This window comes from Rhodococcus sp. ARC_M5 (assembly GCF_022810405.1).
Lineage (GTDB): Bacteria > Actinomycetota > Actinomycetes > Mycobacteriales > Mycobacteriaceae > Rhodococcoides > Rhodococcoides navarretei.
Window position 1 is genome coordinate 61,863 of the sequence record NZ_JALGQE010000007.1, and the last position, 16,625, is coordinate 78,487.

The following is a 16,625-nucleotide window of genomic DNA, read 5'->3' on the forward strand; positions in this document are numbered from 1 at the left end:
ATGTCGTCGACCAGCGACGCGACCACCGACGCTGCCCCCGTTACACCACGGGAGCGCACGCCACGGCCGACCAAGCGTCGAGCCGAGGGACAGTGGGCACTGGGATACCGGGAGCCACTGAACGCCAACGAGCAGTCCAAGAAGGACGACAACCCGCTCAACGTGCGTGCCCGCATCGAGAACATCTACTCCAAGCAGGGGTTCGACAGCATCGACAAGGGCGACCTCCGCGGCCGCTTCCGTTGGTGGGGCCTTTACACCCAGCGCGAACAGGGTTACGACGGCACCTTCACCGGTGACGACAACATCGACCTGCTCGAGGCCAAGTACTTCATGATGCGCATCCGCTGCGACGCGGGCGCACTGAACCTGGAGCAGCTGCGCGTCCTCGCCGGCATTTCCCAGGACTTCGGCCGCGACACCGCCGACCTCTCCGATCGGGAGAACGTCCAGTTCCACTGGATCGAGGTGGAGAACGTCCCCGAGATCTGGCGTCGCATCGAAGCGGTTGGCCTGAAGACCACCGAGGCATGCGGCGACTGCCCACGCGTGGTGCTCGGGTCCCCGCTCGCGGGCGAGGCGGTCGACGAGATTCTCGACCCCACCTCCGCCATCGACGAGATCGTCGAGCGCTACATCGGCAAGCCCGAGTACTCCAATCTGCCGCGCAAGTTCAAGACGGCGATCTCGGGCCTGCAGGACGTGGTGCACGAGGTCAACGATTGCGCATTCATCGGTGTGAACCATCCCGAACACGGACCGGGGCTCGACCTCTGGGTCGGCGGCGGACTGTCCACCAACCCCATGCTGGCGCAGCGGGTCGGTGTCTGGATCCCGCTCGACGAGGTGCCGGACGTGTGGGAAGGCGTCGTCTCGATCTTCCGTGACTACGGCTACCGTCGACTTCGTACCAAGGCGCGCCTGAAGTTCCTCATCAAGGACTGGGGCATCGAGAAGTTCCGCCAGGTCCTCGAGGACGAGTACCTGCACCGCAAGCTCATCGACGGCCCGGCTCCCGAGAAGCCCGCTCGGCCCCGCGATCACGTCGGGATCCAGAAGCTCAAGAACGGGCTCAACGCCGTCGGTGTCGCTCCCATCGCGGGTCGCGTCTCCGGCACCATCCTCGCCGCCGTCGCCGACGCCGCCGAGAAGGCCGGGTCGGATCGCGTGCGGTTCACGCCGTACCAGAAGCTGATCGTCCTCGACGTTCCTGACGAGACGCTCGAGCAGTTGATCTCCGACCTCGATGCGCTGGGCCTACCGGCCCGGCCCTCGCACTGGCGCAAGAACCTGATGGCATGCAGCGGCATCGAGTTCTGCAAGCTCTCGTTCGCCGAAACCCGCAAGCGTTCACAGGTTCTCGTACCGGAGCTCGAAGAGCGCCTGTCCGACATCAACAGTCGACTCGACGTTCCGATCACGATCAACATCAACGGCTGCCCCAACTCGTGCGCACGGTCGCAGATCGCCGACATCGGGTTCAAGGGTCTGCTGGTCGACGACGGGGCCGGGAATCAGATCGAGGGTTTCCAGGTTCATCTCGGAGGCAGCCTCGGACTCGACAGTGCCTTCGGCCGAAAGTTGCGCCAGCACAAGGTCAACAGCTCCGAGCTGGGAGATTACATCGACAGAGTGGTGCGCAATTTCGACAAGCACCGCGAGGACGGCGAACGGTTCGCTCAATGGGCCGTGCGAGCAGACGAGGCGGATTTGCGATGAGTACCAGGCTGAATTTGACGGTAGAGGAATTGAAGGACATCGCCGAGCGCGGTGCCCGCGAACTCGACGGGGCGAGCCCACTGGAGCTGTTGCAGTGGACCGAGGACAACTTCGGTAACGACTTCATCGTTGCCTCCAACATGCAGGACGGGGTTCTCGTTCACCTCGCTGCACAGGTCCATCCCGGCGTGGACGTGTTGTTCCTCGACACCGGCTACCACTTCGCCGAGACCATCGGAACGCGCGACGCCGTCGAGGCGGTCTACGGCGTGCACGTGGTCAACGCCCGCGCCGAGAAGACTGTGGCGGAACAGGATTCGATCGAGGGCAAGGACCTGTTCGCCCGCGAGCCCAACCGGTGCTGCGCGATGCGCAAGGTCGCCCCTCTGAAGAAGGAACTGGCGAACTACAGCGCCTGGGTCACCGGCATCCGGCGGGTCGAAGCACCCACGCGTGCCAACGCCCCGCTCATCTCGTTCGACGACGCCTTCGGCCTGGTGAAGATCAACCCGATCGCACCGTGGTCGGACGAGGAGATGCAGGCCTACATCGACGAACATTCGATTCTGGTCAATCCCCTCGTCGACGAGGGCTATCCGTCCATCGGGTGCGCGCCGTGCACCGTCAAACCTGCCCCCGGAGCCGACCCGCGTAGCGGTCGTTGGGCCGGTAAGGCCAAGACCGAATGTGGGTTGCACGCCTCATGACACTCGACCTCACCTCGGCGACCGTCGGTCGAACCCATCTCGACGCAGATCGGTTCGACACCCTCGACGCACTCGAATCCGAGGCCATCCACATCTTCCGCGAGGTGGCGGGCGAGTTCGAGCGCCCCGTCATCCTGTTCTCCGGCGGCAAGGACTCGACAGTCCTGCTGCACCTGGCGATCAAGGCCTTCTGGCCCGCTCCCCTGCCGTTCGCACTGCTCCACGTCGACACCGGCCACAACCTGCAGGAGGTGCTGGACTTCCGCGATCACGTGGTCGCGAAGTACAACCTGCGCCTGCACGTGGCCAGCGTCGAGGAGTACCTCGCCGACGGACGCCTCACCGAGCGCCCCGACGGCATCCGCAACCCGCTGCAGACCGTGCCGCTTCTCGACGCGATCTCCGAGAATCGGTTCGACGCCGTCTTCGGCGGTGCCCGACGCGACGAGGAACGCGCCCGCGCCAAGGAGCGGATCTTCTCGCTACGCAATGCCTTCGGTCAGTGGGAGCCCAAGAAGCAGCGCCCCGAGCTGTGGAACCTGTACAACGGCAAGCATTCCCCCGGTGAGCAGGTGCGGGTGTTCCCGCTCAGCAACTTCACCGAACTCGACATCTGGCGTTACATCGCCCGTGACGACGTGGAACTGGCGAGCATCTACTACGCCCATCAGCGTCCCGTCTACCAGCGTGACGGCATGTGGATGACGCCAGGAGTGTGGGGCGGACCGGCCGAGAACGAGGAACTGCAGACCTTGTCGGTGCGCTACCGCACCGTCGGCGACGGATCCACCACCGGCGCAGTCCTGTCCGAGGCCGCTGACAACCAGGCGATCCTTGCCGAGGTGGCCGCGTCACGGCTGACCGAACGCGGAGCCACCCGCGGCGACGACCGCGTCTCCGAGGCTGCCATGGAAGACCGCAAACGAGAAGGATACTTCTGATGAGCAGCACGGGAACTCAACTCCTTCGCCTCGCCACCGCAGGTAGCGTCGACGACGGCAAGTCGACCCTCGTCGGACGCCTGTTGTACGACACCAAATCGGTTCTGGCAGACCAGATCGACGCAGTCACTCGGGCGTCGGTGGACAAGGGACTGGCCACACCGGACCTGTCGCTGCTCGTCGACGGCCTACGCGCCGAACGCGAACAGGGCATCACCATCGACGTGGCCTACCGCTACTTCGCGACGCCGCACCGCTCCTTCGTGCTGGCCGATACTCCCGGCCACGTGCAGTACACCCGCAACACCGTCTCCGGAGCGTCGACGGCTCAGCTCGTCATCCTGCTGGTCGATGCCCGCAAGGGTGTCATCACCCAAACTCGAAGGCACGCAGCGGTTCTCGCCCTGCTCGGTGTTCCACGCCTGGTGCTCGCGGTCAACAAGATCGATCTGGTCGAGGACCCCGCAACGGTGTTCGCCGAGATCTCGGCCGAGTTCAACTCGCTGACCACCTCACTCGGCTGGTCCAGCGAGGACGTCATCGAAATCCCGGTGTCCGCACTGCACGGCGACAACGTCGCGGTGAAGTCCGACAAGACTCCGTACTACGACGGCCCCACCCTCATCGAGCACCTCGAGTCGGTCCCGGTGGACGCCGAACCGCATCGGGTCGGTCTGCGATTCCCCGTGCAGTACGTGATCCGTCCGCGCACAGCAGACTTCCCGGACTATCGCGGATATGCCGGCCAGGTAGCAGCAGGCACCGTCGACGTCGGCGACGAGGTCGTCATCCTGCCTTCCGGCACTCGGACCACCATCGAGCGCATCGACACCGCCGACGGGGAACTGCGCACGGCCCACGCCGGACGCAGCGTCACCCTCGTGCTCGCCGACGACGTCGACGTCTCGCGCGGCGATACCATCGCCTCACCGCAGGACGCACCCGAACCGATCGGCGACTTCGAAGCCACGGTGTGCTGGCTCGCCGAGAAGCCGCTTCGCCCCGGCGCTCGCCTACTGCTCAAGCACGGCACGCGCACCACCCAGGCCATCGTCGGGACACTGATCGAGCGGTTCGACGAGCAGGAGCTCACTGCACAGGAAGGGCCGGAATCGTTGGAGCTCAACGAGATCGGTCGAATCTCCGTGCGCGTGGCAGAACCCATCGTGGCAGACGACTACGCCGTCAACCGGCACACGGGCAGCTTCCTGCTGATCGATCCGGCCGGCGGCAACACGCTGGCTGCCGGGCTCGTGGGCAACGCCCTGGCTGCCGTCGAACTGGGGTCGGCAGTTCCGGCGTGAGCGCACTGATCGCGGTTGCTCACGGCAGCCGTGACCCGCGCTCGGGTGCGATGATCCACCGCGCCGTCGACGTCCTGCGTCGACGGCGTCCGGATCTGGAGGTGCGCGTCGCATTTCTGGATCTCACCGAACCGGGCGTCGAGCAGGTCGTCGAACAATTGACCGCCGCCGGCCATGAACGCGTCGTCGCAGTCCCGATGTTGCTGGGCAAAGCTTTTCACGCGAAGGTCGATCTGCCCGCGCTGCTGGACTCAGCCCGAACGAGGCACCCGCGGGTATCGATCGTGCAGGCCGACGTCCTCGGAGACGACACTCTCCTCATCGACGCAGTCCGCGACCGCATCACCGATACCGGTGCAGCGCTGAACGATCCGACGGTCGGAATCGCGCTTGCGGCGGTTGGCTCCTCGGTGGCACCGGCGAATCAGCGCACTCGTGTGATCGCGGAGAAGCTACTGGCCGGAACAGGCTGGGCCGGTGCGGTCACCTGCTTTGCGACATCGGTCTCCCCATCCCCCACCGATGCGGTCACACAGCTGCGCTCGATGGGAGCCGACCGCATCGTCGTTGCACCCTGGTTCTTGGCCCCGGGATTGCTCACCGACAGGATCGAGGCGTCGGTGGCAGGCCTACCGAACGTGGTGCATGCGGAGGTCATCGGAGCACATCCGGCGCTGGCCGATCTGGTGTCGCGGCGCTACGATTCCGCGGTCTCAATGGGTCGTTCCGCAGGCTCCACTCCTGCGGCACGAGCCGTGGCGACGCAGGAGCCGAACGCGCTACCGCACCGGTTCATCGAACCTGTGCTGCAGCAATCGCATCGGGATCGCTAGCGTCTGCAATTTTCGGCACCCGAGTCGCTCGCGCGTACACAGTCTCGCCCTCGCGGAGACCGAGTGCCTCACTGTCACCGCGGGTGATCTGCGCCGCGAACAGTTCGCCGGTGGCCGCGTTCTTCATTTCGACCTTCACCTCGAAGCCGAGGTGCACCACGCGCTCGACGACGGCGCGCGTGACACCGGCCGATTCGGCCGTCCCGCTGGCCTGGGCCTGCGCCAACGACGGGTCGCGTCCGACGCGAATGTCGTGCGGGCGCACGAGAAGTCCGTTCAGTTTCGCAACCTGGCCCAGGAAGGACATCACGAAGTTGTTGGCCGGGCGATCGTAGAGATCTTCCGGGCTGCCGACCTGCTCGATACGGCCCTTGTTGAGGACCGCAATCCTGTCCGCGACGTCGAGCGCTTCCTCCTGATCGTGGGTCACCAGCACGGTCGTGACGTGCACCTCGTCGTGCAGTCGGCGGAGCCACGTCCGCAGATCGGCACGCACCTTGGCGTCGAGCGCACCGAAGGGCTCGTCGAGCAGCAGCACCTGCGGGTCGACGGCGAGGGCACGGGCCAACGCCATGCGCTGACGCTGTCCACCGGACAGCTGCGCCGGGTAGCGGCCCTGAAATCCGGCAAGCCCGACGATCTCGAGCAACTCGTCGACCTTCTTGGCGATCTCCGCCTTGGGACGCTTCCGAATCTGCAGGCCGAAGGCGACATTGTCGCGCACCGTCAGGTGTTTGAACGCAGCGTAGTGCTGGAAGACGAACCCGATCTCACGGCGCTGCGGGCTGACCCACGTCACGTCCTGGCCGGCGAGCACAACACGTCCGGAATCGAGTTGCTCGAGCCCGGCGATGGAGCGCAGCAGTGTCGACTTGCCCGAGCCACTCGGTCCCAACAGCGCCGTCAACGATCCCTTGGGAATGTCGATGCTGACATCGTCGAGGGCGGCGAAGTCGCCGTAGTGCTTGTTGGCACCGACGACGGAGATCTCGATCTCGGGGGGTGTCTCGGTCATTACTTCGTCCTCTTCTTGTCGAGGGCAGTCATCAACAGCAGCACGATGACGGCGATCCCCATCAGCAGTGTGGACGCGGCGTACGCGCCCTGTTGATTGAAGTCCTCGTACCGTGTGTTGACCAGCAGCGTGAGTGTCTGGGAGATGCCGGGCAGGTTGGTCGAGACCATGATCACGGCACCGAACTCGCCGAGCGATCGCGCGACGGTCAGAACCACCCCGTAGGTCAGACCCCATCGGATCGCCGGGAGGGTGATGCGCCAGAAGGTCTGCCACGACGAAGCACCGAGCGTCGAGGCGGCCTCTTCCTGCTCTTCTCCGATTTCGTACAGCACCGGTTCGACCTCGCGTACGACGAACGGCAGGGTGACGAAAATCGTCGCGATGACCATACCGGGGAGCGCGAAGATGACCGTGAAGCCGAGGCTTTCGACCCCGCCGAACCATCCGTTGGCTCCCCACAGAAGGATCAGCGCGACGCCGGTGATGATGGGCGACACCGCGAAGGGCAGATCCACGATGGCTTCGAGCACACCCTTGCCACGGAACCGTCCGCGCACGAGCGCGAGGGCGGTGACCACACCGAACACGATGTTGATCGGAACCACGATCGCGACGATCAACAACGACAGCTGCAGTGCCGACTGCGCGGCCGGGGTAGTGATCTGTTCCCAGAACGTGACGATCCCGTCCTCGAACGTGCGGAACAGGATGGTGCCGAGCGGAAAGAGCACCAAAACGGCGAGGTACAGCAGAGCGACGGTACGCAGTGTCAGTTTGATCGGCAGTCCGATTTTCACGAGATCTGCTCCTCACGTCGGGCCAGTCGATTGCCCGCCACGCGAAGCACGAACAGCATCGCGAACGCGATCGCGAGCAGCACCACGGAGATCGCCGCGGCATCGGTGGTTCGGTCGTATTCGATGAGCTCACGGATGTACTGCGACGCGACCTGCGTGTCGTTGGGGATGTTGCCGCCGATGAGCACCACCGATCCGAATTCGCCGATGGCCCGAGCGAAGGCGAGGCCGCCACCGCTGAGAATCGCCGGCAGCAGCACGGGCAGGACGATGCGACGAAAGATGGTCCAGTTGTTCGCGCCGAGCGACGCTGCGGCCTCCTCGACGTCCTTGTCGAGTTCGATCAGCACCGGCTGCACCGCGCGCACAACGAACGGCAGCGTGACGAACAGCAATGCGACTATCACCGCAGGCTTGGTTGCGTTGAACACCAACCCGATCGGACTCGCCGGACCGTAGAGCGACAGCAGCACCAGGCTGGCCACGATGGTCGGCAGTGCGAACGGTAGATCGATCAACGCATTGACGAAACGCTTGCCCGGAAACTCGTCACGCACCAGGACCCACGCGATCAGCGTGCCGAGAAAGAGGTTCACCACCGCTGCGGCGATGGACACCTGCAGTGTCACCTTGAACGTGGCCACTGCGCGTTCCTCGGTGACCGCGTTCCAGAAGCCGACGAAACCGTCGTCGAAGGACTGAACCGTCAATGCGGCCAACGGAAGCAGCACGATGACACTGAGCCACAACACGGCGACACCCAGGCCGAGTGGACCCACCGATCCCGGGCCGCGAAACTTCCGGCCTTCCCGCCCAGCACGAAATCGAGGCGTCGTGCTGGGCAGGGCACCCGACTGCGCCGGTGCCGGTTCACTGTTCGATACGGACATCTCTACCGAGTGCTCTCTTGGTAGATCGTGGCAATGGCACCGTTGTCGCCGAACAGGTCCGCGTCCACCTGGGTCCAACCGCCGAGATCGTCGATCGTGTACAGCTTTTCGGGGGTGAAGAACGTGTCGGAGTACTCCGACGCGATATCCGGGTTCGTCGGCCGGAAGCCGGACTCGGCCCAGATCCTCTGCCCCTCGTCGGAGTAGAGGAAATCGTTGAGAGCATTGGCGCGATCGAGATTGGCGCTGTCGTTGATCACTGCCACCGGATTGTCGATGCGGAACGTGACAGGAACGTCGACGTGCTCCACTTCCTGTCCTTGTTCCTCGATCAGGAGCGCTTCGTTCTCGTAGCTGAGCAACGCGTCACCCTGCCCCTGCAGGAAGGCTTCGGTTGCGGCGCGGCCGGATTCGGGCTGAACCGGGAAGTGATCGGCGACGAGTGCGCGAACGAAGTCGAGACCGGCCTGCTTGTCTTGCCCGCCGTTGCTCTTCGCCGCGTAGGGCGCGAGCAGATTCCACTTGGCCGAACCGGAGCTGAGCGGGCTGGGGCTGATCACCTGAACGCCCGGCTCGAGCAAGTCGTCCCAGGTGCGAATATTCTTGGGATTGCCCTCGCGCACGACGATGGTCACGACGGACCCGAACGGCACTCCGGCGTAGGCATTCCGGTTCCAGTCCTCGTCGACCTTGCCTGCGGTGACCAGTCTCGTGATATCCGGTTCGACCGAGAAGTTGACGATGTCTGCGGGTGCACCGTCGACGACCTTGCGCGACTGGTTGCCGGATGGGCCGTAGTCGGCGTTGATCGCCGTTCCGTCGCCGTCCTCGGTTGCCGCGAAGGCCGAACCGATTGCGTCCCAACCGTTCTTCGGGACGGCGTAGCTCACGAGGGTCAGCGCGGGCCCGCTCGCGGTGTCCGGCTCACCGCCGACGACGTCACTGGATCCACCGTTGCAAGCAGTGAGGACAAGGGCTCCCACAGCCGCGAACGTGGTCAGCAGGGAGCGAGAGCTGTGCCTCATCGAGAGAAGGCCTTTCATGACGGTATGCACTGTGTACGAGCCGGGCAGAGTCGAGACTCCCGAGTCGAACCGGGCCACTGCCGTGGCCGCGCGTCATCGCGGGACCATCGTGCGCGGCAAGAAGAACGTCGTGAACTGTCGCAGCGCGGTTGTGCGCGACGGCCACGATCGACGAACCGATTCGACGAAGGAAAGAATCAACAACAGTCGATGTCGGCGACTGCCAGCATGCCGACAGCAATCAACGCCAACTGGTGGCGGACGCAGTACTCGGCGGCAGAAGACACGGTCAGAAATCTAGCAGAGGTTCCGGACCGACTCTAATCGGCTATCGAGTGAGCAACCAGGCGATGACAACCAGCACCAGCAGCGCGATGAGCGCCAACGTGACCCGAGACCGTGGCATTACTGTCCATCCTTCGTCGTAGTGGTGGCCGCATCGGAGAGCTCCGTCTCACGAGCAGCCCGGGCATCGCGCCCGAGCAGGTGCAGAACCACCGCGAGCACGCGATCGAACACCCGTGCCAGCAGAAATGCGGACGGCACGAGGACGAGCAGCACGACAACCGACTGCGGGACGAACGGCAAACCCGTCACCCACAGTTCGACGCCGTCCCACCAGCGTGCAATCGCATCCACTCACGCAGCTTAAACCAGCCCGTGACGACCTCACGCCACGCCGAGTGAGGACCAGCAGTGGACGAGTGCCATCGATCGGTCGATGATTACGCCATGACGGCATACGAAGATGTTTCGCCAGTGCCCCCGGTGGCCGACGAGCCCGCCATGGGGTCGGGACACCCAGGTTTGGGCGGGGTCGAGGTTCAGGGAGCGTTGGGCAGCACCGACGCCCCGGTGTCCACCCTGACGTCCTACCGCAGCGCCTTTCCGCCGATCGACGACTACGCGTTCCTCTCGGACTGCGAAACGACCTGCCTGATCGCCCGCAACGGATCGGTCGAGTGGATGTGCGTGCCCCGACCGGACTCCCCCAGCATCTTCGGAGCGGTTCTCGATCGAAGCGCAGGGCACTTCCGCGTCGGCCCGTACGGTCAATCCGTGCCCGCCGCGCGGCGATACCTGCCCGGCGGCCTGATCGTCGAGACGACCTGGCAGACCGAAACCGGCTGGCTGGTGGTTCGTGACGCACTCGTCATGGGCCCGTGGCACAACACCGATCAACGCTCCCGCACCCACAAGCGCGCACCGAGCGACTGGGATGCCGAGCACATCCTGCTGCGCACCATCAAGTGTGTCAGCGGCACAGTCGAACTGGAGATGAGCTGCGAGCCCGCCTTCGACTACCACCGCGCACCCGCGAAATGGGAGTACACCGGCAAGGTCTACGAGGAAACCACCGCCACCTGTGAGGCGAGTGCGGGCGGCGATCAGCCCACCCTGAAGCTGACCACCAACCTCCGGATCGGCATCGAGGGACGCGAAGCGCGTGCACGTACCCGAATGACGGAGGGCGACAACGTGTTCGTCGCTCTCTCGTGGTCGGACCTTCCTGCGCCCCAGACGTTCGACGAGGCTGCGGACAAGATGTGGCGGACGTCCGAATGCTGGCGGCAGTGGATCACGATCGGCCGGTTCCCCGATCACCCGTGGCGGGGCTACCTGCAGCGCAGCGCCCTGACACTCAAAGGCCTGACCTACGCGCCCACCGGAGCCCTACTGGCGGCGTCGACCACCTCCCTTCCGGAAACGCCGGGCGGAGAACGAAACTGGGACTACCGCTACACGTGGGTACGTGATTCGACGTTCGCACTGTGGGGCCTCTACACACTCGGACTCGACCGTGAGGCCAACGACTTCTTCGCATTCATGTCCGATGTGGCGACGACGGCGAACGGTGAAGTCAATCCGCTGCAGGTGATGTACGGAATCGGCGGCGAGAAGACCCTCGACGAAAGCGAGCTGCCGCACCTGTCCGGCTACGACGGCGCGCAACCCGTTCGCATCGGCAACGGCGCGTACGACCAAGAACAACACGACATCTGGGGCACGATGCTCGACTCGGTGTACCTGCACGTCAAGTCGCGGGAGCATGTTCCGGAATTCCTGTGGCCGCTGCTCAAGCGTCAGGTCGAGGAAGCGATCGCCAACTGGCGCAAACCGGACCGCGGCATCTGGGAAGTCCGCGGCGAACCGCAGCACTTCACATCCTCGAAGCTCATGTGTTGGGTTGCGCTCGATCGCGGTGCCAAGCTTGCCGACATCCATGGCGAGACGGAGTATTCGATCAAGTGGAACAAGATCGCGGACGAGATCAAGGCGGACATCCTCGAGAACGGCACCGACGAACGCGGAGTGCTCACCCAGCGCTACGGTGACCCGTCGCTCGACGCATCGCTGCTACTGGCACCTCTCCTGCGGTTCCTGCCTGCCGACGACGAACGCATCCGGGCGACGGTGCTCGCCATTGCCGACGAGTTGACCGAGGACGGATTGGTTCTGCGCTACCGAACCGACACCACGGACGACGGTTTGGCAGGCGAGGAGGGAACGTTCACGATCTGCTCGTTCTGGCTCGTCTCGGCGCTGGTGGAGATCGGCGAACTCCCGCGGGCCAAGCATTTGTGCGAACGACTTCTCGGCTATGCGAGCCCGCTCAAGCTCTACGCGGAGGAGATCGACCACCGCACCGGCCGTCACCTCGGCAACTTCCCGCAGGCGTTCACCCACCTCGCACTCATCAACGCCGTGGTGCACGTCATTCGCGCCGAGGAAGCTCAGGTGTCGGGGCACTTCCAGCCTGCGCACGCCAACCCCTGAGCGGGCAGGTTCAGCGGCCGAGTTGCCTTGCCCATGCGGCAATCAGCTCGGCCGCTGGCTTCGCCTGCACGCGGCGATAGCCGGTGCCGGCCCACATCGACAGTCCCGAGGGGTCTCCTGCCGCCGCGGCCTTCGCACGCATCGGCGCGGTCAGATAGTGCAGATCGGGATACGCCAGCGGTGCCGCTTCGGAGTTCTCGCGCATGAATTCGTTCACCAGCCCGCGCGCAGGACGGCCGGAGAAGGCTTTGGTCACCGCAGTGTCGGAAGCGATGCCCAGTTGCTCCCGGTGCACGGGCTTGGTACCGGCCTCGGGAGTGTTCAGGAACGCTGTTCCGAGCTGCGCCGCATGCGCGAGACCCGAATCCAGCAGTGGCGCAATGTCGCGTCCGTCCATCAGCCCGCCCGCGGCGATTCGGGGTAGATCGGAAACCTCTCGCACTGCGATCAGCAGTTCGGTCAGCGGCTCGTCGGGGGCCGAACCGTCGAAGGTGCCTCGATGCCCGCCCGCTTCGGGGCCCTGCACCACCAGCGCATCGACGCCATTGGCGGTGGCGACCGATGCATCCGACGCGGTGGCGACGGTGGCCCACACCTCGGTTCCCACGGCGTGCAACTGGGCGACCTCGTCCGCGTCGAACGTCGCGAACGTACTCGACACCAGGGGTACCGGGTGCGCGAGCAGCCAGGCGAACTTCTCGGCATAGAAGTCGTCGCGCCGCACCAGCTCACCCGGCTTTGCGTCGAAGCGTTCGAACCAGGACGCCAGGTGCTCGGCATAGGCCTGGACGTCAGCCCCCGATGGCTCCTCGGGCAGAAAGAGATTTACACCGAACAGCAGACCGCGCACCGAGTCGATCTGTGCTGCAAGGGCTTCGGGCGTCAGCAACGCACCGGCGATCATACCGAGCCCACCTGCCTCCGACACTGCGCGGGCGAGTTCGGGAGTACTCGGGCCACCTGCCATCGGCGCACCGACAACGGGAACACGCAGCTGCTTCAGAATCGGTGTCGTCACAGCTTCGAAATGTACTCGCCCGCCATGTGCGACAGGTTCCGGCCGGGACCGCGCGCCCCTACTGACAACTGCGCGCCCCTGCTCCGATGCGAGCGGGGGCGCGCGGTCGACAGAAAGGGTGTGAGGTTACTTCTTGGCTCTGCTCTACTTCTTGGGCTTGTCCGACGACGACTCCGACGACAACGCAGCGACGAAGGCTTCCTGTGGCACCTCGACGCGACCGATCGTCTTCATCCGCTTCTTGCCTTCCTTCTGCTTCTCGAGCAGCTTGCGCTTACGGCTGATGTCGCCGCCGTAGCACTTGGCCAGCACGTCCTTGCGGATGGCGCGGATGTTCTCGCGGGCGATGATGCGAGACCCGATGGCAGCCTGAATCGGCACCTCGAACTGCTGACGCGGAATCAATTCCTTCAGCTTGGTCGTCATCTTGTTGCCGTAGGCCGCGGCATTGTCCTTGTGCACGATCGCCGAGAACGCATCGACGGCCTCACCTTGGAGCAAGATGTCGACTTTGACCAGCGCACCGGCCTGCTCGCCGATCTCCTCGTAATCGAGGCTGGCGTAGCCACGCGTCCGGGACTTCAGGATGTCGAAGAAGTCGAAGATGATCTCGGCCATCGGGATCGTGTAGCGCAGTTCCACGCGGGTCTCGGACAGGTAGTCCATGCCGCCGAGTTCGCCACGTCGTCCCTGGCACAGTTCCATGATGGAACCGATGAACTCGCTGGGAGAGATGATGGTGCACTTGACCATCGGCTCGAACACTTCCCGCGCTTTGCCCTCGGGCCAGTACGACGGGTTGGTGACGATGTGCTCCGCACCGTCTTCCATCTCGACGCGGTAGACCACGTTGGGCGAGGTCGAGATCAGGTCCAGGTTGAACTCTCGCTCGAGCCGCTCGCGGGTGATCTCCATGTGCAGCAGCCCGAGGAAGCCGCAGCGGAAGCCGAAGCCGAGCGCCACCGAGGTCTCCGGCTCGTAGGTCAGTGCCGCATCGTTGAGCTGCAGCTTCTCGAGGGCGTCGCGCAGGTCGGGGTAGTCCGAACCGTCGAGCGGGTAGAGGCCCGAGTACACCATCGGACGGGGTTCGCGGTAGCCGGTCAGCGGCTCGGTCGCGCCCTTACGGAAGGTGGTGACGGTATCGCCGACCTTGGACTGGCGGACGTCCTTCACCCCGGTGATCAGGTATCCCACCTCGCCGACGCCGAGACCCTTGGTCGCCTTCGGATCGGGTGAGACGATGCCGACCTCGAGTAGCTCGTGCGTCGAGCCGGTCGACATCATCGTGACCTTCTCGCGCGGATTCAGCGCACCGTCGACGACTCGGACGTAGGTGACGACGCCGCGATAGGTGTCGTAGACCGAGTCGAAGATCATCGCGCGGGCAGGGCCGTCCGGGTTGCCGACCGGGGCAGGCACCAGCTTGACGACCTCGTTGAGCAATTCCTCGACGCCCACTCCGGTCTTACCGGACACGCGCAGCACATCGTCGGCCTCGCAGCCGATGATGTGGGCGATCTCGGCGGCGTAGCGGTCCGGGTCGGCGGCCGGCAGGTCGATCTTGTTGAGCACCGGGATGATGGTGAGCTCTTTGTCGAGAGCGAGGTACAGGTTCGCGAGGGTCTGCGCCTCGATGCCCTGGGCGGCGTCGACGAGCAGTACCGCTCCCTCGCAGGCCTCGAGGGCACGCGATACCTCGTAGGTGAAGTCGACGTGGCCGGGCGTGTCGATGAGGTGCAGGACGAATTCTTCACCGTCGACGACCCACGGGAGCCGCACGTTCTGTGCCTTGATGGTGATGCCGCGCTCGCGCTCGATGTCCATCCGGTCCAGGTACTGAGCGCGCATCGACCGGTCGTCGACGACGCCCGTGAGCTGCAACATCCGGTCGGCCAGCGTCGACTTACCGTGGTCGATGTGGGCGATGATGCAGAAGTTCCTGATCCTGGACGGATCGGTGAACGTCGTGTCGGCGAAGCTGGGCACTCGTATCCTTCGGCTGGCGTGTTCGAAATGAGCGAACGGGTCTCCCTATCGTCCCACGCCGAGAACGGTGCGCCGTCCCCGGCTGTCCGACTCGGGTGTCATGTCGCCGCGGTTCGGGCGATGAGCAGCGGCGTCCGGATCGCTACACTCGCCGCATGGCTGGCAACTGGAGCAGATTCGGCAAAGAACTGGGCAAGATCGCGATGCGCGAGGGCCCTCGACTTCTGCGTCAGCTACAGAAGTCCGGTGCCCTGCAGAAGGGCAAGGACGCGATCAGCGGAACGGCCACTCGCACGTCCACTCCGGCTCCTCGTCCCGGTCGTCCGGTGGCGTCGCAGACCAGGCCGACGGCCCAGCGCGCCCGCACCATCGAGTACTCCCCCGACCTGGACGGCAAAGCCGATCCCGGCGAAATCGTCTGGACCTGGGTGACCTACGAAGAGGACGCCAGCCAGGGCAAGGATCGCCCGGTGTTGGTCATCGGGCGCGAGGGCAACGATTTGCTCGGCCTTATGCTCTCTAGCCAGAGCAGCCGCGACGGAGACCGCGACTGGCAGTCGATCGGGTCCGGATCCTGGGACGCCGAGGGTCGGCCGAGCTGGATTCGCCTGGATCGAGTGCTCGACGTGCCCGAGGACGGTATTCGCCGCGAGGGCGCAATTCTGAGCAAGCCCCAATTCGATTCCGTTGCAGACAGATTGCGCCGAGACTTCGGCTGGAACTGAGTCGTGCGCGTTGTGCGTAGCCACAGCTACGCACAACGCGCACGGCATCAGGCGAGGCGGGTGATCTCCACGACCACGTCGAGTGCCGTCGAACCGCCGCCGGAGAAGATGCCCTTGAGCGGTGGCACGTCGGCGTAGTCGCGGCCGAGTCCGACCGAAACGTGCTGCTCGTTGACGGCGATGGCGTTGGTCGGGTCGTAGCCCCACCACGCACCGGTCCAGGCCTCGATCCACGCGTGGCTCTGACCCTCGACCGTCGCACCGATCGCCGCTTGCTTCTTCGGGTGCAGGTAGCCCGAGACGTACCGGCTGGGGATGCCGACACTGCGCAGCATCAGCAGCGTCAGGTGGGCGTAGTCCTGGCAGACGCCCTTCTTCTCGGACCATGCCTCCACGGCCGAGGTGTGCACGCCGGTGGTTCCCGGCACGTAGGACATCTCCTGGTTGACCCAGTTGGCGATCTCCACCACCGATTCCTGCGGCGGTAGGCCCTTGGACAGCTTCTTCGCCACCGACGCGAGTTGCCTGTTCTTCGGCACGTACTCGGTATTGTCGAGGACCTCGTTGAAGCGGTCGATGACCGGATCGCTCGCGAGTTCCTCCCAGGAGGCGTTCTCGTCCGGGTAGACGAAGGGATCGGTCTCGACCACCGACGATCCGGTGACCTCGAGCTCGGTGTGCGGTGCGTGCAGGTCGAACGCCGTCACTGCGGTGCCCCAGTAGTCGGTGTAGCGGTAGGAACGCGTCACCGGGTTGGTCTCGACTCGGTTCAGAATCACGTTCTGCCGATTGTCACTTCGCGGCGTCAACCGAGCCTCGTTGTACGACGACGTCACCGGTGCGTCGTACTGATAGCCCGTGGTGTGCACGACACGCATACGCCA

The 16,625-nt window shown here is 64.9% G+C and carries 16 protein-coding genes; 7 read left to right on the forward strand and 9 right to left on the reverse strand.

Going from position 1 to position 16,625, the window contains the following annotated elements; translation table 11 throughout:
• From MTX34_RS12870 to MTX34_RS12890, 5 genes are read left to right on the forward strand one after another with little or no spacing between them, the layout of a single operon-like run.
• Positions 1 to 1,719, forward strand: coding sequence for a nitrite/sulfite reductase (locus tag MTX34_RS12870; RefSeq protein ID WP_243609681.1), 1,719 nt, complete (start codon positions 1 to 3; stop codon positions 1,717 to 1,719).
• On the forward strand, positions 1,716 to 2,426 hold the full coding sequence (locus tag MTX34_RS12875; protein ID WP_037193073.1) for a phosphoadenylyl-sulfate reductase: 711 nt from the start codon (positions 1,716 to 1,718) through the stop codon (positions 2,424 to 2,426). The genes MTX34_RS12870 and MTX34_RS12875 overlap by 4 nt, the downstream gene beginning before the upstream one ends.
• Positions 2,423 to 3,367, forward strand: a complete 945-nt coding sequence (gene cysD, locus MTX34_RS12880) for a sulfate adenylyltransferase subunit CysD (protein ID WP_037193075.1) — start codon at positions 2,423 to 2,425, stop codon at positions 3,365 to 3,367. The genes MTX34_RS12875 and cysD overlap by 4 nt, the downstream gene beginning before the upstream one ends.
• Entirely contained in the window at positions 3,367 to 4,671 is a 1,305-nt protein-coding gene (locus tag MTX34_RS12885) for a sulfate adenylyltransferase subunit 1 (protein WP_243609682.1), read from the forward strand. Before cysD ends, MTX34_RS12885 begins: the two co-directional genes overlap by 1 nt.
• Positions 4,668 to 5,504 (forward strand): sirohydrochlorin chelatase, encoded by an 837-nt coding sequence (locus MTX34_RS12890; RefSeq protein ID WP_243609683.1) that lies wholly within the window; start codon positions 4,668 to 4,670, stop codon positions 5,502 to 5,504. Before MTX34_RS12885 ends, MTX34_RS12890 begins: the two co-directional genes overlap by 4 nt.
• Here the strand turns inward: MTX34_RS12890 and MTX34_RS12895 are convergent.
• The 6 genes from MTX34_RS12895 to MTX34_RS12915 all read right to left on the reverse strand — a co-directional run bounded on the left by MTX34_RS12895 (position 5,464) and on the right by MTX34_RS12915 (position 9,873).
• Positions 5,464 to 6,519: a sulfate/molybdate ABC transporter ATP-binding protein gene (locus MTX34_RS12895; RefSeq protein WP_243609684.1), complete on the reverse strand. Its 1,056-nt coding sequence runs from the start codon at positions 6,517 to 6,519 to the stop codon at positions 5,464 to 5,466. The genes MTX34_RS12890 and MTX34_RS12895 overlap by 41 nt on opposite strands.
• Complete coding sequence (cysW, locus tag MTX34_RS12900) at positions 6,519 to 7,319, reverse strand: sulfate ABC transporter permease subunit CysW (RefSeq protein WP_243609685.1); 801 nt, start codon at positions 7,317 to 7,319, stop codon at positions 6,519 to 6,521. Before cysW ends, MTX34_RS12895 begins: the two co-directional genes overlap by 1 nt.
• Positions 7,316 to 8,209, reverse strand: a complete 894-nt coding sequence (gene cysT / locus MTX34_RS12905; protein WP_243594028.1) for a sulfate ABC transporter permease subunit CysT — start codon at positions 8,207 to 8,209, stop codon at positions 7,316 to 7,318. The genes cysW and cysT overlap by 4 nt, the downstream gene beginning before the upstream one ends.
• Positions 8,210 to 8,211: 2 nt before the next feature.
• Entirely contained in the window at positions 8,212 to 9,234 is a 1,023-nt protein-coding gene (locus MTX34_RS12910; RefSeq protein WP_243609686.1) for a sulfate ABC transporter substrate-binding protein, read from the reverse strand.
• A gap of 197 nt (positions 9,235 to 9,431) precedes the next feature.
• The gene (locus MTX34_RS26135) at positions 9,432 to 9,521 is read right to left on the reverse strand and encodes an Ms4533A family Cys-rich leader peptide (RefSeq protein WP_335741815.1); all 90 of its coding nucleotides are present in this window, start codon (positions 9,519 to 9,521) and stop codon (positions 9,432 to 9,434) included.
• 118 nt (positions 9,522 to 9,639) lie between these two features.
• On the reverse strand, positions 9,640 to 9,873 hold the full coding sequence (locus MTX34_RS12915; protein ID WP_243609687.1) for a hypothetical protein: 234 nt from the start codon (positions 9,871 to 9,873) through the stop codon (positions 9,640 to 9,642).
• A gap of 93 nt (positions 9,874 to 9,966) precedes the next feature.
• On the opposite strand from MTX34_RS12915, the gene MTX34_RS12920 reads away from it, so the two are divergent.
• Positions 9,967 to 12,012 (forward strand): glycoside hydrolase family 15 protein, encoded by a 2,046-nt coding sequence (locus MTX34_RS12920; RefSeq protein ID WP_243609688.1) that lies wholly within the window; start codon positions 9,967 to 9,969, stop codon positions 12,010 to 12,012.
• A 10-nt stretch (positions 12,013 to 12,022) separates the two neighbouring features.
• Here MTX34_RS12920 and MTX34_RS12925 read toward each other — a convergent pair whose 3' ends face one another.
• Both MTX34_RS12925 and lepA read right to left on the reverse strand, forming a co-directional pair.
• Positions 12,023 to 13,030, reverse strand: a complete 1,008-nt coding sequence (locus MTX34_RS12925; RefSeq protein WP_243609689.1) for a nitronate monooxygenase — start codon at positions 13,028 to 13,030, stop codon at positions 12,023 to 12,025.
• 144 nt (positions 13,031 to 13,174) lie between these two features.
• Positions 13,175 to 15,022 (reverse strand): translation elongation factor 4, encoded by a 1,848-nt coding sequence (gene lepA, locus MTX34_RS12930; RefSeq protein WP_371829190.1) that lies wholly within the window; start codon positions 15,020 to 15,022, stop codon positions 13,175 to 13,177.
• A gap of 149 nt (positions 15,023 to 15,171) precedes the next feature.
• On the opposite strand from lepA, the gene MTX34_RS12935 reads away from it, so the two are divergent.
• A complete protein-coding gene (locus MTX34_RS12935) occupies positions 15,172 to 15,741 on the forward strand; it encodes a type II toxin-antitoxin system PemK/MazF family toxin (RefSeq protein WP_243609690.1) in 570 nt (189 codons plus the stop codon).
• Between the two features lie 47 nt (positions 15,742 to 15,788).
• Here the strand turns inward: MTX34_RS12935 and MTX34_RS12940 are convergent, their stop codons facing one another.
• Positions 15,789 to 16,619 (reverse strand): transglutaminase family protein, encoded by an 831-nt coding sequence (locus MTX34_RS12940; protein WP_094635545.1) that lies wholly within the window; start codon positions 16,617 to 16,619, stop codon positions 15,789 to 15,791.
• Between the last annotated feature and the right edge of the window lie 6 nt (positions 16,620 to 16,625).